The organism is Sorangium sp. So ce1153 (assembly GCF_051521595.1).
Taxonomy (GTDB): Bacteria; Myxococcota_A; Polyangia; order Polyangiales; family Polyangiaceae; genus Sorangium.
Window position 1 is genome coordinate 3,766,820 of sequence record NZ_CP150361.1, and the last position, 13,707, is coordinate 3,780,526.

11 protein-coding genes are annotated in these 13,707 nt (G+C 69.7%); 5 read left to right on the forward strand and 6 right to left on the reverse strand.

Annotation, left to right across the window (positions count from 1 at the left end; translation table 11 throughout):
• Window positions 1-450 precede the first annotated feature (450 nt).
• Window positions 451-1,548 (forward strand): hypothetical protein, encoded by a 1,098-nt coding sequence (locus WME85_RS13355; RefSeq protein ID WP_437838283.1) that lies wholly within the window; start codon window positions 451-453, stop codon window positions 1,546-1,548.
• A complete protein-coding gene (locus WME85_RS13360; RefSeq protein WP_437838285.1) occupies window positions 1,548-2,714 on the forward strand; it encodes a hypothetical protein in 1,167 nt (388 codons plus the stop codon). The genes WME85_RS13355 and WME85_RS13360 overlap by 1 nt, the downstream gene beginning before the upstream one ends.
• A 70-nt stretch (window positions 2,715-2,784) precedes the next feature.
• Here the strand turns inward: WME85_RS13360 and WME85_RS13365 are convergent, their stop codons facing one another.
• From WME85_RS13365 to WME85_RS13375, 3 genes are all read right to left on the reverse strand, one after another.
• Complete coding sequence (locus WME85_RS13365) at window positions 2,785-3,579, reverse strand: SRPBCC domain-containing protein (protein ID WP_437838287.1); 795 nt, start codon at window positions 3,577-3,579, stop codon at window positions 2,785-2,787.
• The gene (locus WME85_RS13370; protein ID WP_437309499.1) at window positions 3,576-3,896 is read right to left on the reverse strand and encodes an ArsR/SmtB family transcription factor; all 321 of its coding nucleotides are present in this window, start codon (window positions 3,894-3,896) and stop codon (window positions 3,576-3,578) included. The genes WME85_RS13365 and WME85_RS13370 overlap by 4 nt, the downstream gene beginning before the upstream one ends.
• 812 nt (window positions 3,897-4,708) lie before the next feature.
• The gene (locus WME85_RS13375; protein ID WP_437838289.1) at window positions 4,709-5,704 is read right to left on the reverse strand and encodes a glycoside hydrolase family 11 protein; all 996 of its coding nucleotides are present in this window, start codon (window positions 5,702-5,704) and stop codon (window positions 4,709-4,711) included.
• Window positions 5,705-6,041: 337 nt separating this feature from the next.
• Here WME85_RS13375 and WME85_RS13380 point away from each other — a divergent pair, with 337 nt between their 5' ends.
• Window positions 6,042-6,650 carry a hypothetical protein gene (locus WME85_RS13380; protein WP_437838291.1) on the forward strand — a complete coding sequence of 203 codons (609 nt, stop codon included), beginning with the start codon at window positions 6,042-6,044 and terminating at the stop codon, window positions 6,648-6,650.
• Window positions 6,651-6,707: 57 nt separating this feature from the next.
• On the opposite strand, the gene WME85_RS13385 is transcribed toward WME85_RS13380, so the two are convergent.
• The 3 genes from WME85_RS13385 to WME85_RS13395 form a co-directional block, all read right to left on the reverse strand.
• A complete protein-coding gene (locus tag WME85_RS13385) occupies window positions 6,708-7,838 on the reverse strand; it encodes a sugar ABC transporter substrate-binding protein (protein WP_437838293.1) in 1,131 nt (376 codons plus the stop codon).
• Between the two features lie 476 nt (window positions 7,839-8,314).
• Window positions 8,315-9,376 (reverse strand): hypothetical protein, encoded by a 1,062-nt coding sequence (locus WME85_RS13390; RefSeq protein WP_437838295.1) that lies wholly within the window; start codon window positions 9,374-9,376, stop codon window positions 8,315-8,317.
• Window positions 9,377-9,632: 256 nt separating this feature from the next.
• Complete coding sequence (locus tag WME85_RS13395) at window positions 9,633-10,535, reverse strand: bestrophin family protein (RefSeq protein WP_437838297.1); 903 nt, start codon at window positions 10,533-10,535, stop codon at window positions 9,633-9,635.
• A gap of 316 nt (window positions 10,536-10,851) precedes the next feature.
• Here WME85_RS13395 and WME85_RS13400 point away from each other — a divergent pair, with 316 nt between their 5' ends.
• A complete protein-coding gene (locus tag WME85_RS13400; protein WP_437838299.1) occupies window positions 10,852-12,066 on the forward strand; it encodes a metallophosphoesterase in 1,215 nt (404 codons plus the stop codon).
• A 54-nt stretch (window positions 12,067-12,120) separates the two neighbouring features.
• The gene (locus tag WME85_RS13405; protein WP_437838301.1) at window positions 12,121-13,677 is read left to right on the forward strand and encodes a hypothetical protein; all 1,557 of its coding nucleotides are present in this window, start codon (window positions 12,121-12,123) and stop codon (window positions 13,675-13,677) included.
• Window positions 13,678-13,707 lie beyond the last annotated feature (30 nt).

The window sequence follows — 13,707 nt, forward strand, 5'->3', positions numbered from 1 at the left end:
ACACAGGCTCGTTGCTGACCATCGTGAGGGCGACCGGCGACGCGGCCGCTGGGAGCGCGCACGTCGCATCACCACGCTGGCCGGCGTCTCCAGCAAGAGTCGCCTCGCCTAACACCTCGATCCAGTGCGCGCCGCACTCGCCAAGGCACGCTCATGCAGTTGCGCATCCGATGCTCGGCACCGCATCGAGCTATCCTCCTGATGCATTGCGATCTTGTGCGAAAGATTCTCACAAAAAATGCGTAACGCAGCCCGTTGTGCTGGCTGCTCTCGCCTGATAGGGTCGCTGCAAGCGCTGCTAAAATGCGTACGACAACAGGTACCTTGTTCTCGCTGAGGCGGACGCCTCCGCCGGTCCGCAGGTGGCGCCCGGCGCTCCGCCACAAGCCGTGGCGTGCTCGTCAGAACGCGATCTGATCAAGCGGATCGCACCGGAAAGGCAAGAGCTCGATGAACACGGGAAGCATCCTCGCGACGTTGGCTGGGCTGGGCAGCGCGGTCGTGGCGGTGAGCGGTTGCGGGGCCTTCGAGCCGTACGACTGCGCCGAGTATCTCGAGTGTGACGCGATCAACGAGGACGGCACGAGCAACGGCGCCTGTGATGGCAAGTGCGTTCCCCTGGCGCCGTACGGCTTCGCGGAGGAGCCGATGCTCGTGTGGATCGGGCCCGAGCAGCTCCGGCCGCTCGCGTGTGCCGGCGTTCTGCCCGGAGCGCCCATCGATCTCAGCGATTCCTGGACGGGTCATGCCGACTCGCCCGACGCCCCGCAGTGCCCCGCGTGCACCTGCAGCGCGCCCGTGTGCGAGCTGCCAGCGGGCGTCACGGCGAGCTCGCTTGCCCTGTGCCAGGAAGGGCCCGGCGGTGTCGAGACGGCGTTCGAGGCGCCGCCCGGCTGGGACGGCGCCTGCGTCTCGCCCGGCAGGTTGCCGGCGGAGCGGTTCGGCTCCTACACGATCCCGCCCGCGACCGAGCGCCCTTGCGCGCCCGTGTCCGTCGATATGCCGCACACCGAGGAGCCCCAGCCGCGCGCTCTCGATGGCCTCGTCGCGTTCGCGTGCGCAGGGTTCGTAGAGGAGGATCTGTGCGACCGAGAGCCGCTGTGCATGCAGTACCAGCAGCATCCGCCGCCCGGCTTTCGGCACTGCGTCGTCAAGTCGGCGCCCATCGACACGGGCGCCAGCGAGTCGTGCCGCCCGCCTGCCCCGCCCGGAGGGGCGCCGCGGTACTCCGATCGGTTCGTCTTCCACCGGGACGTGCTCGACAACCGCTCGTGTAGCCCCTGCACCTGCGCGCCGGTGACGCCGAGCAGCTGCGAGGCACGCGTCTCGACCTACGAGGACGCCGCCTGCCGGCAACCGATCGCCACGACCACCGTCGACGGGGAGGGCGCATGCGTCGATCCGCCCTCGGTGATGACGCTCGGCAGCCTGAGCGCGGAGTGGCTGGTGAACTCGCCGGGGAGCTGCGCGCCGGATGGCGGCGCGCTGACGGGCTTGCCGCCATTGCGAGAGCTCATGACGGTCTGTTGCTTGCCGGAGGAGTCGTGATGCCTTCTCCGATCCGGGGCGGGAGGACGAGCCGGCTGCGGCGCCTGCTGGGTGCGTCGCTGGGTCTGGGGCTGGGGGGCGGGATGCTGGTGGCGGCGTGCGGCACCAGGCCCAGCGAGCCGGAGACCCACAGATGGCCGGACTTCCCAGATTTGCCCTGCCCCGGGGTGTGCAGGGAGCGTTACTTCCCTCGCGGCGTCTTGTCGCCGACCAAGTGGGACGGCCCCGAGCTGATCTGGAGAGGCAAGCCTTCCGAGGCGCCTTCGTGCTCGTCGGTCGGCCTGTGGCCTTCGCTGAGTCACTGGGGGGACGACAGCGTCACGTACTACGCTGTGGGGGACTTCTACAGTGATCTCAAGCCGGGTGGCGCCTGCCCCGGCTGCGCATGCACGCCCCCGCAGTGCGCGATGCCCGAGTACCTCGCCTATACAGTGCTCGAGCTCGACGATCCCCGGAACCGCCCCGGCGAGCGGTGCGAGGCGGACCTGTACTTCGGAGCGTTCGACGGCTTCGAGACGGCGGGCGCCTGGGATGGCACCTGCCTGAGGCACGACGCCGTACCCGCCGCACCCCTGGCCACCGCGTTCGTGCTCCCGTCGGCGTCTGCCGCCCTCTGCGAACCCTTCACGTCTCCCGCGGGGCTCGACGCCCTCGTCGACACCGTCTGGCGCGTTTGCGGGAAGAGCTTCTCGCTGGAACGAGAGTGTGATGACAGCGTCGAGCGTTGCATGCCCACGGCGCCGGAGGGCTTCCGGTACTGCCTGACGCTCTCGACAGAGGGGGAGCCTTACGACGAACCCACGCAGTGTCCGCCGTCCTACCCCGAACGGTCGCAGGTCTTCAGGTACATCAGCGGCTGCGATCCCTGCGCGTGCACGACGGTCACGCCGCCCGAATGCACCGTGAGCCTGTCCCGGTACCGGGATCCGGAATGCAATGATCTCATCAGCACCGACACTGTCTTCGAACCCGACGAGGGCGGCCACTGGGCGATGTACGGGAGGACCTGTCTGGAGATGCCGGCCGAGGGCACCGTGGGAGGCGTCAGCGCGACGGCCGTGACGCACCGAGAGGGCGCGTGCGAGGTGGCCGGTGGTGACCAGGTTGCCGAGCCGCAACTCGAGGGGCGCTACGTCCTCTGCTGCGAGGCGGCACCCGGCGGTTGAGCACGCGCGCCTGTGCCCGGACACCACGGCGCGGGGCTCCTCGCGAGGGATCTCGCGGGACGAACGAGTGTCAACCGCGCGTCACCGCCTGCAGCATCGGCAGCACCTCGTAGCGGAACCCGCGCTCCGACCGGATCGCCGGATCGCCCGCCTCCAGCGCCCGCACCGCGGCCTCGTCCGCGACGCGCACCACGCCGAGCCCCCACGGCCCGCTCGGATCGGCCACCGGTCCGAACACGATCGCCGTCCCCGCGCGCAGATGGCCCGTCCAGTAGGCGACGTGCTCCTGCATCACCGCCCTCTCCTCGGCGCTCATGTCCATCACGAACGTGGGTCGCGGGGGCAGCAGCCGGCAGACGAAGAAACGAGACGGAGCGCTGGCCCCTTCGCTCCCGGCATGCCCGTCGAGCCACCCCAGCACGCTCTCCCAGCCCTCGGCGTGCGTGCGGCATGACTCGGGACGCCCGGCGAAGCCTTCGTGACGAACGGTGACGCGCGTCCCCTCGGCGATGGGCTCCAGACGGTACGTGAGCGTGGTCGCGTGACCGCCGTCCCACGCCGGCTTCCACGTCTGCACCAGCTTGTGAGGCGGGTCGATCTCGAGGAACTCGCCCTCGACCGAGAACGGGCTGCCGTCCGAGCCGCGCCCGTCCGCCCGCCACTTGCCGCCGACGCGAAGATCCATCGTCCAGCCGGTGGTGCGGTACGTCTCTTCCGAGCCCCACCAGCGCGTCACCTCTTCCGGCGAGGTGAGGGCGCGGAACACGCGCTCCGGCGTCGCGGCGATGTCCACGGTCGCCAGGATGGTGCCCTGCGTGACGTCGGCGATGGCGCGGGCGGCGCGCTTCTTCGTGGCGGTCGTCATGTTTCCTCCAGGTAACGCTTCAAGCTGTCGAGGTTTCTCTGCCAGAACGAACGATAGCCTTCGATCCACCCGGCCACGCGCTGGAGCGGAGCCGGATGGAGCTGGTACAGGCGCTCGCGCCCCGCGCGGTGCTCGGTGACGAGGCGCGCCTCGCGGAGCACGCGGAGATGCTTGGAAACTGCGGGTCGGCTCAGCGCGAAGTCGGCGGCGAGCGCGTTCACCGGCGCGGGCCCGGCGCGCAGGCGATCCAGGATCGCGCGCCGGGTCGGATCGGCGATGGCTCGGAAGACGTCGGCGTCGGCGCGGGCTCGGTGCATGTCAGGTAACCGATAGGTTTCCAATATGCCGATCCAGCTCGCCTGTCAACGTCCGCGCGGCGAGGGGGCTCCTCGCGGCTGCCGACGGGCGCCCCGGACGCGCGTTCCCACGCGCACGCCCCGACGCGCGAGCGCGGCGAGACGAGGCTCGGGTCGGTGCGGTCGGCGTCATGGGTCCAGGCGCCGCACGGGCTGCCTCGACCCATCCGGAGGGCCGCGCTCACTCCACAGCCTGCGGGTGAGCGCCGCGCTGTAGCTGTAAGGGTGAGCGTCGCGCTGTAACGGAGAGTCTTCGCTTGCGCCATCGATCCGTCACGCGCGCGGAGCACGCTGGGTTCCCGGGAACATGCTGATCGATCCACCAGCGACACTGGGACGACACACCGTGACCCTGTACCTCGGGCCCGCGGAGGACCAAGGCCCCGAGGCCAGCGAGTCGTTCGGCGAAGCCATCTGGTTCGACCGCCGGGACCCACGATCCATTCGCCGCGCTCAGGAGATCCTCCAGGACCGGCTGCGACTCCCGGTCGCACCGACGCTGTGCGACGAGCCTTCGCCTGGCCTCGGGGCAGCGCTGGGCTGGATCCGCGCGGCCCTCGTCAAGGCGATCGAGCGCTGGCATCGGCGCAACGCTCGTGAAGAACACCTCGAGCTCGAGCGTCGAAGGGCGGGCTCGAGCCGCAAGACATCTCTATCCTGTTAGGGCGTGTCGGTAAACGCGCGCAAACACAGGCGTACAGCCGCCAGCGTCGCTGCTCACCCAGCCTTCACGCGCTCGGCCGGACGGCCTGGTGCCGACCGAGCTTCCGGGCTCACTTCACGACGACCTTCGCCGTCGTGAACTTGACTGTCCCGCTGTTGGACTGGGCCTCGACCAACAGCTTGACCTCGTGCAGGTTCCCGAGGGGAAGGCCGAGCGCTTCCCACTGGTTGAAGTGCTCGGAGACGGAGATGGTGCCGCACGTGCGAGCCGTCCGCCGGATGCTGAAATACTGATCGAACGTCTCACTGGGACCCGTGATGGCCGGCTTGTTCACGCGGGTTTTCTTCCACACGTCGTAGGTCTCGCCATCTGCGGTGAGCGTGCCCACCTCGTCCCGCGGCGTCCCGTCGGAAGAGAAACCTGCCGGCTTCACGCTCCCCCAGTCGTCAAGGATGTAGAACTCGCGCAGCGGGTTGACGGTCCAGCCGTAGATGCCGATGTACGTCAAGCCACCGCCCTCCTCGGTCTTGGTATGCGCGAACTCCGCCGAGAAGATGCCGATCTGGGCGTGCTTGCGGGTCTGGTTGAAGTCGAGCCCGACGCGCGCCAGGTAATCCTCGACGTCGTTCCATTCCGCGCTGAACGTGGCGTCGACGCCGTGCACGGTCATGCAGCCCGTCCCGCCTCCCTCCGCCCAGAGCTCATAACCGTAACCGTTGCCCGCATTGCCCCGGCTGTTCGAGCAATACTCCATGCCTCCGGTCAGGGGGGTCGCCGGCGGGCAGGTGTCCGCGCCGCCGCCCGTGGACGCGCCGCCTTCGCCGGTGGAGCCACCTTCACCCGCCATTCCGCCCGTACCCGGGAGCCCACTGCTGCTGCTCGCGTCGACACTCCCCGTGACGCCTCCGGTGGCGGTGGCAGCGCCGGCGCCCCCGGCGCCCGGTTGACCACCGCTTCCGCCAACGCCGGTGGTCCCTGCGATCGATCCGCCGCTCCCGCTATCGTCCTTGGCCTCCCCTGAGCCGGAACAGCCCGTGAAGGCCGCGGCAGCCAGGCAAGCGGCGAGGATCTCCAGCGACCAGCGGGACGAAATGTGAACGTTCATGGCGCGAGCATGCCAGGGTCTGCACGCTTTGATCAAGCGAGGCGAACCGCTTGAAGGAGCGCTCGTCGTCGGGTTGCTGCATCGGGCGGAAGTTTCCAGGTCTGCGCGAACATCCACTTCACTGGATCGCGCCCGACACTGTCGAGCGAGGACCAATGCCCCCACTCACCTCATGATCGTCGCCGCGGCGCGCCCTCCCTTTAGCACTGAAGGAGACGCGCAGTGCGTTGCGTCCATCTCATTGCGTCTGTGACCTCTGGCCAGGCCAGCGATAGCGGAGCTCCCGGCGCATCACAAACCTTGACGGTCTGCGTGCGTTCCTGGCAAACATCCGGGCATGAACGCCTTCCGACCTCCGACCCTTCTCGCCATCCCCGCCCTCGGGATCGCTGCGCTGCTGGTCGCCGCCTGCGGTGGCGGCGGGGCCAGCTACCCCGACAGCTCCGATGTCACGACCGCCCAGGCAACGTGGTGCCAGGCTCTCGCCAAGCTGAACGGCTCGGGTGATGCATGGGAGGACCTCGACGCGTGCAAAGGCGCATACCCGACGGCGTCGGCGGCCTACCTGCGCGGGATGGCCAGGTGCTTCACGGCGCGGCACGAGGCGGCTGGTGAAGACGCCCCCGACAACAGCCAGCTCGTCACCGAGTGCAACGACGAGGTCACGGTAGAGATGGGCGCGGAAGGGCCGGGCAGCGAGGAGGTGATCGCGGCGCGGTGCCAGCGGGCAGAGCGCTGCGAGAAGGTGTCGGCGGCCGACTGCAAGACGGCCGTCGAGAGGCTGGAGACCGCCCAGCGGGTGGTGCTCACGACGACGTACAACGCCGGCGCGCTGCACGCCATCGCGGACTGCCTCTCGTCGTCCAGCTGCTCGGACGACGAGGAGGCAGCGAGGGACAGCTGTTACAAACCGTCCTCCGAGAAGCTGCTCTGGTTCCCTGACTGACACCCTTGCAGCTCCCTCCTCGAACGAAGCTCGTGCTCGCCGTCGGAGGTGACACCGCTACTGCTCGGCGCCGATATCGTCGAGGAAGTCGATGTAGGCGTCGACCTTGTCGCCCGGGACCACGTCGACGCCGAGGTCGAACTGATTGTCTTCGAGCTGCGGGGCGAGGATCTTCTTGGTCGCGTCGAGGCCGACGCTCTTGATGCCGTAGACGATGTAGGGCCCGAGGTACCCCTCGTAGTACTGACGCTGGACGTGCGTGGCGATGATGCGTTTCTGGCGCATGTAGTCGGCGGTCTGCGGCGCGAAGTCGAAGGTGACGATGGGGAGGTTCGGCGCGCCCGCGGCGTCCGCCGCCAGCACGCAGCGATACGAGTCGCTGAACATCCCGATCAGGCCCACGACGGGCGGGTCCGCGGCCTCGATCTCGCCCTTCATCGTCTCGACGTCCCTGGCCTCGTCATCATAGATGGACTGGTGTACGATAACGTCGTAACCGGCTTTCTTGAACACGCCCGCGGCGCCCTGAGTTCGATTGACACCGTCCATCCAGCTCGGGTCGGCCCAGCCGTGGATGAGCACCGTGCCCGGCCCTCCGGGGAGCTTCGCGAGCAGGGTATCCCCTGCCGTGGCCCCGGCAGACGTGCTGAGTATTCCGACGTAGATCGAGCGCTTCGATTTCGCCAGGTCGGTGTCGAGCGTCACCACGGGGATCCCCTTCGCGATGGCCTTGTCGAGCGCGGCCGCGTTGCCTTCGCCGAAGGGCGTGACGGCGATCCCCTCGGCGCCTTCCGCCACCGTCTCTTCTATCTGTTCAGTCTGGAGCTCCATCAATTGCTCTTGATCCCCCGAAGTGTTGGTGGACCCGAGCACGTTCCCCGTGACCCTCCCGGAGACCCCGAGCTCACCCATGGCTCGGTTCGCGCCCGTGGCGACCGGGGCAAAGAAGTCGTTGAGGGACTTCAACAACACCGCCATCTGCATCGTCTGGATCGGGCTCTTGTTGATCTCGGCGACGAGCTTGTCGATCGTGGCCTCGATCTCCACCGGAATGAACTCGTTCTGAGCGAGCGGTGTCCGCTTGATGGGCGTGGCGGTCCTCGCCGGTTCCGTATCGCTCGCCCCGCATGCCGCCGTCATCAGCATGAGCCCGATGGCCGCTGCCCAGCTTCGCCCGATCATCGTCATGAGACCCCTCCTGGTACGCTGTCGCTCGTTCGTGCCGCATCCAACGGAGCGATGCGACACGGCAGGTTATATCGAGCACATGCGCGACCTGATTGACACGGCACCACAGCAAGGAGCGGCCTGTCAAGCGGCGTCCAAGGAAGAATGTTCAGAACTGTATCGGGAACGACGCCAAGCAGCTGTGGAAAGCCATGTGGCCAGGATCCATCCCCGGAGATCGAGGTCCCTGTGCGTGGTTGGCGGCTCCTCAGCCGCGAGGTGAGCACGGCGCCACGGACGCTGATCCGCGCCGACCTCGTTCGTGGACCCGATGATCAGGAGTCGGTGCTGGCCCGCTGGAAGGCGCTCAGGCGCTTCCGGATCCACGAGCCGACGAGCTCGTGCGAAAACGAGGATCCCGGCATACGCAACGTCGGCGGTGAGGGATGGGGAACCCGGCGCCGCGGGCGCCCGTGGGAGGCGCTGGAGATCGGCCTTCAGCCCGGGGAGCGCGCCAGCGCGCCGGCGGCCTGGCGCGGGCCGAACGACAGGACCTCCCACAGGCCGTCTCCGCTGGCTTCCTCGGGCGCCCCGGCCCCTCCGACGCGCTCGAGGCGCGCGTCGCCCACGAAGCGCAGGTAGCCGCCGGCGTCGCCGAAGCCGAGCGCCAGCACATCCCGGCGCCGCGCGAACTCGAGCCGGTAGCGCGCGTCGCCGGCCGGGATCTCGTAGATGAGCCGGCGGGCGACCGGGACCCCGGTGCCCGGGTCGCGCGCCTCGTCGACGGCCGAGAACCCCAGCCCCTCGGTGCCCTGCGCGAGCACTTCGTCGCCGCGCGCCAGCAGGTACGCGACGAGCACCGCCTTGCCATACTTGGCATGGCTGACCGCGCGCAGCGTGACCACGGTGTACTCGCCGATGTGAGCATGCCCCCAGTACCAGTGATCGATGGCCGACGCGGGAGCGACGTTGCCCCAGTTGTGATCGTGGTATCCGACCCCGCCGAGGCGCTCGCGCCGGCCGCCGGCGGCGATCTCCGCGGTCACCCGCGCGCGGGGCATCACCGGGAGCCAGGCGATGTAGCGCGACTCATCCTCTCCGAGGAGCATGTGGCCGGTGGCAGGGCGCCAGGGCGCGAGCTCGGAGATCATCTCCAGGTCGATCACCGTGCCCTCCAGCTCCACGTGGACCTCCTGGCGCCGTAGATCGCCGCGGCACCAGTGCTCGCCGATGCGCACGTCGCAGCCGTCGCGCGACGCCGAGAACGCGTCCGGCGAGGCGACGGCGTTCTTCACCAGCAGCGAGCCGTCGGGGCGGAGCATCACCAGCGAGACAAAGGGCGTGAGCGGCGCGGAGGGCGAGACCACCGGGGGCTTGGTGTGCAGCTCGATCGTGACGCGGGTGCCGTCGTCAAGACGGCAGTCGTGGTACCACCACTCGAAGCTGCGCGCGCCCGGGTCGGTGCGCAGGCCGTCCTCCCAGGGCTGGATGCGGCCGGGGTCGAGGTTCAAACGCCGGTAGTGGATGGGTTCGCTGCCGAGCACCGCGGGCTGCGTCATGCGCGGAAGCTGGTGCCCGCGCCGCGCCGTGGCAACGGTGCGTCTCGCCATAATGCAAACCAGGCGAGCTCGCCTTGCGTCCAGGAACACAATCGCAGCAGACTCGTTCCGTTCAAGCTCCCTTCGAGAGGATGAAGGTAGGAGAATCCTTCGGCAGGGGGCGTGAGGGAGATGAGGGAGAGTATGTAAATGCTCCTTTCCAGTCTCCCCGCCTGGCCAGAGGAGCCCGACGTGAGCGGCGTGAAGCGCGCGGCGCTCAGTCCTCGTAGTTCTGGGCCTTCGAGGCCATCACCAGCTCGAGCGGCGATGAGCCCAGGAGGTTGCGCTCGATCGTGTCGCAGACGCGCGTGAGCGGCAGATCGTTCGGCTCATGGCCGAAGGGGTCGTCGAGCTCCTCGCCGAGCGCCTCGATCGTCAGGACGGGATAGGCGACCATCATCGTCACGATCGGCGTCATGAAGCCGAGCGCGTCGATGAGGGCGAGGGGCAGCGTGGCCAGGTAGAGCGCCACGCCGCGCCGCAGGAGCAGCACGTAGCCGAGCGGCGTCGGTGTCTTCAGGATGCGCTCGCAGCCCCCGAGGCAGTTGACCAGGATGTTCAGCTCCTCCTCGGCGCACGCCGTCATGTTGCGCTCGAGGCTCCCGGCCCGCCCGAAGGCCGCGAGGCGCTCGGAGAGCTGCTGCGCGGCGTACAGCGGCGGGTGGGCGTGCGCCTTCAGGGCCTCGAGCTGCGCCGCGGGGAGGAGCCGGTCGATCTCAGGGCGCTCGGATTGCCCGCGGAGCGAGCGCCGCGTCGCGTGGACGAACACCACCACCCAGACGGCGAACTCGCGCGCTACGGCCGGATCCACCGCGGCGTGCGCGCTGACGATGCGCGTGATGTTGCGGCTCGCATTCACGATCGAGCCCCAGAGGGTGCGACCCTCCCAGAAGCGGTTATAGGAAGTGTTCGTGCGGAACGCGAGGATGAGCGCGATCACCGCGCCCGCGATCTCGTAAAAGCCGATCGAGAGGCCGACGCGGGGGATGTACCTGTCCGCGAGCCAGAGCACAGCGGCGATGACCCCGAAGGCCAGCACGCGCCGCATCACGCCCGGCGAGAAGGAGCCGCGCGGGGAGACCAGCAGATGAAGCCAATCGCGCCTCGTGTACGGGATCATCGGGAGCAACCCTCGTGGCGATGCCCCTCGGAGCACCGGAACGCCTTGCCAGGATCGCCGCCTTCGTGGCCGAGATCGACCGCGCGCAGCGCGTGCCTCACCAGGACGAGCATCGCGCCTGCCTACCAGCGAGGTCCCTGTGCCGCAACGCCGCCGGGCGACGGCCGCCGCGCCTCACGCGCGTCGCGGCGACGGTCGCCGCGACGCGCGGCCGGCGCCGCCTGGCGCGAGCGCGCTGGACGCGGGAGACTCGGGCTCCGACCAGGCGGGACAGGCCGCGGTGGCGCTGTACGCCTGAGTCGCCTGGAGCTGTCGCTTGAATGTCCCGTCCCCCATCGTCCTGTTCTGGGTGGCCTCGGTCCTCGCCTGGGCCGTCGTCGTCGCGGCGGCGAGGCGCCGCCGAGGCCGGTTCTACGCGCGGTTCGTCGGCGTCCTCGTCGGCCTCCACACCCTGATCTCGTGCGCGCTCTTCCGGCACGTCGGCCCGCTCGCGCCGGTGTTCGCGTACCTCCAGGCCGCCGTGTACCTGCACTTCCTCCTGCTCTCGCGCCCGCGGATACGCCCGGTCGCCTACCGCGCGCTGGTGAGCATCCCCGCGTCGTACTTCGTCGCGGCGATCTTCCTGTCGTTCCCGTGGGCCATCGCGGGCGGGCTCGGCGCGACGCCGTACGGCCTCTGGGTGCCCTTCGCCCTCGCCGGGCTCGGCATCCTCCAGTCGCTCACCACCCGCCGCGAGGAGGTCGAGCTCGTCGTCGACCGCGCTCGCGTCGAGGGGCTGCGCCGCCACCCGCTGCCGCGCGAGCAGGCGCCCGGCGCGCGCCGCCCCCTGCGCATCGTCCAGATCACCGACCCTCACCTCGGTCCTTTCATGTCCGTCGCGCGGCTCCGCGGCATCTGCGAGCGCGCGGTCGAGCGCGATCCCGATCTGGTCGTGCTCACCGGCGACTACCTGACCATGGAGTCGCAGGACACAGCGGAGCACCTCGCCGAGGCGCTGTCCCCGCTCCGCGCCCTCGAGGGCCGCGTGTTCGCCTGCCACGGCAACCATGATCACGAGTCGCCCCGGCACGTCGCGACGGCGCTCGCCCGGGCGGGCGCGCGCCTGCTCGTGGACGACGCGGCGCTCGTCGAGACCGCCGCGGGGCCGGTGCAGATCCTCGGGATGGACTTCCACTACCGCGACCGCGCGGAGCGCATGGGCGAGGTCTGCGCCCGGCACCCGCGCGTCCCCGGCGCGCTCCGGCTCATCCTGCTCCACGACCCGGGCGCGTTCCGCCACCTCGGGGAAGGGGAGGGAGACCTCGTGCTGTCGGGCCACACCCACGGCGGGCAGGTCGGCATCGTCAGCCTCGGCGGCACCTGGACCGCGATGCGGCTCTTCGTGACGATGCCCGATCACGGCCTGTGGGCCCGCGGCCCGGACCGGCTCTACGTACACCGCGGGACCGGCCATTACGGCTTCCCCCTCCGGCTCGGCGTGCCCGCCGAGGAGAGCGTCCTCAAGGTCCACCTCGCCGCGGACGGCGCTTGAGGACAGAACCCTTTATACTGGCCACCCGGCCTCCCGCCGGGAGGAGGATCGTTCATGCGCCGAGGGTTCGTTCTGCTGTGCGCTTCCGCGCTCATCGCGTGTGGTTCGGGGGAAGGCACGCCGGGCGTCGATGACGGGCCCGGCGGCGGGGGGAGCGGTCCCGGCGTAGGGGGGAGCGGTCCCGGTGTAGGGGGAAGCGGCGCTGGCGGCGGCGGGAGCGGCGCCGGCGGCGCGGGGCTCCCTCTCGCGTTTCGCCACGGCGTGAACCTCGGCCACCGCAACGCGGCCTGGGGCGACGACAACGAGGCGACCCTCGCGGCGCGGGCGGGCGCCCGCAGCATCCGCGTCAAGCTCCCGGCGGCCCACCTCGCGACGTGGGGATACGAGATCGAGCTCGGCGATATCGAGACGTACGCGTCCCTGGGCATGGCCGACCACATCGGGTTCCTCATCGGCTCCGAGTCGGTGGACATGACCGTGGCGCCGCCCGGCGCGGCCGACTGGGAAAACGAGCACTACATACCAAAGAGCCTTTACGAGCCGATCTTCTTGCCCGACGGTACGGTGAACCCGGCCAACGCGTGGGCGTCGTACGTGTACCGGACCGTCGACACCTACAAACCCTGGATCCACCTGTGGCACGTGTGGAACGAGCCCGACTGGGTGGCCGACTGGAGCGTCACCCAGGCGTGGGAGACCGAGCCGCCCAGGGCCGCCGATCTCCCCCGGTTCAACGGGTCGATCTTCGATTACATACGGATGCTGCGCGTCACGAAGGAGGCCGCGCGCCGGGCCGACCCGGAGGCGCGGATCGCGACGGGGGGCATCGGCTATCCGTCGTTCCTCTCCGCGATCCTGCGTTACACCGACAACCCTGACGGCGGCGCCGTCACGCCGGATTACCCGGAGAAGGGCGGCGCCTACCTCGACGTCGTCGACTTCCACTATTATCCCATCTTCAGCCGGAAGAGCTCGGACGCGTCCGTCGACGAGTTCCTTGCAACGAAGGAAGCCTTTGCCGCGGTGCTCGCCGACGCCGGCGTGGAGGTGCAGGGGTGGAACGTCTCGGAGACCGGCGCGCCCCTCGCCTCGACGCCGGAGTACCCGGACCTGGGGAACCCGACGTACGCGCGCAACTACCTCCTCAAGGTGATGACCATGGCGCAGGCGCACGGCATCGGCGGCGTCGACTGGTTCATCCTCTCCAACGGCGACGTGAGGAGCGAGGACGTGTTCGAGCTCATGGGGCTCTACCACGACCTTGGCGCCCTCACCCGCGTGGAGGAGGCGACCAAGACCGAGCTCGGCATCGCGTACACCACCCTCGGCGAAGTGCTCTCCGGTGCGTCGTACGATGACGGCGCGACGAGGGAGCTCGCGCTGCCGGCGGGCGCGCGGGGCGCCGTTTTCCAGAAGGACGGCAAGCGGCGGATCGCCCTCTGGGCCGTGACGCCGGGCGACGCGGAGGAGGCGAGCGCGAGCGCCGAGCTCGCTACCGAGACGGGGTTCGACGTCCACGCGTGGGACGGCGTGGTGACACCCCTGGATGCGAGCGGCGGCAAGGCGACGCTCGCCCTCTCGGGCAGCCCGGTGCTCCTGGTCGAGCGGTGACCGCCGCGCGGCGCGCGTCGAGGACCAAGG